This window comes from Desulfovibrio sp. OH1186_COT-070, from assembly GCF_003860215.1.
GTDB lineage: Bacteria > Desulfobacterota > Desulfovibrionia > Desulfovibrionales > Desulfovibrionaceae > Desulfovibrio.
The window spans coordinates 1-951 of record NZ_RQYH01000102.1; the positions used below are offsets into that span (position 1 = coordinate 1).

The following is a 951-nucleotide window of genomic DNA, read 5'->3' on the forward strand; positions in this document are numbered from 1 at the left end:
AGCACATACAGGACAGAACCGGTTTTTACATAAATTCGACTTATATAGCTTCTTTTTCTCCAGAGTTTTATCCGCAACAAATGATAAAAATGTATTACAGTCCTTTATCAAATACATCTGTCCCTCTCTCACATGTCTCTCAATAAATTTTTGAAATACTTGATTTCTTTGTTTTTTCTCAGTATACTTGTCCATGATATATCACACAAAACAACCTTGTTTTTTACAAAACAATGCATATAAAAAGTTGCTTTTTCTCCTTCCTGTATAGTTTTAGATTAGACACCTTAAACAATACATTAATAGGTACGAAAAAGCAACTTTTTTTGTGTCTTAAACCAGTTATATCAACGGTTTGAAAGGTATAAGTTCGCATTGTAATAGTTACCTATAGTATCAAGATAAGAAAAGACTCGTTTCACTCGTCTTAAAAACCACAAAAAAAACACTCAAAATGATTGTTTTTTTATTACTAAATTTAAAAGATATAACAGCAAATAAAAAAACATCGAAAAACAAAAAAAGAGATTAATCAACTAATCGTTGATTAATCTCTTTCTCTTTATATGTAATGAGTGAAGATACCTATTACATTAAACCAAATGCTTTAGCAATATCTCCTGCTAAACCAGCACCGTTAGTCACAATATTAACGATTGATTTAGCTAATTCAGCACCATCTCCAGATTGTCCTGCTGAAACTGTATTAACGATAGCTTCGCCTAATTTTGAAATGTGTTCCATGAAAATAAACCTCCTTACATATAGAGTTATTACCACCTCAAAATAACATATCTCATCATAAATTACTTCTAAAATTTAAAAATTTACAAAATCTTAATAATTAATTGCATTATTCCAATTGCTTTATTGACGTTGAGCCTCGGAACCCTTAACAATCCCAAAACTTGTCGAATGGTCGGCTTAATAGCTCACGCTATGCCGACATTC

General features: G+C 30.5%; 1 protein-coding gene and 1 pseudogene. Both read right to left on the reverse strand.

The window, feature by feature from the left end:
* Positions 1-195: pseudogene (locus tag EII23_RS13220) on the reverse strand (replication protein); the annotation flags it as partial.
* A 393-nt stretch (positions 196-588) separates the two neighbouring features.
* Positions 589-744, reverse strand: coding sequence for a beta-class phenol-soluble modulin (locus EII23_RS12040; protein WP_058714658.1), 156 nt, complete (start codon positions 742-744; stop codon positions 589-591).
* Between the last annotated feature and the right edge of the window lie 207 nt (positions 745-951).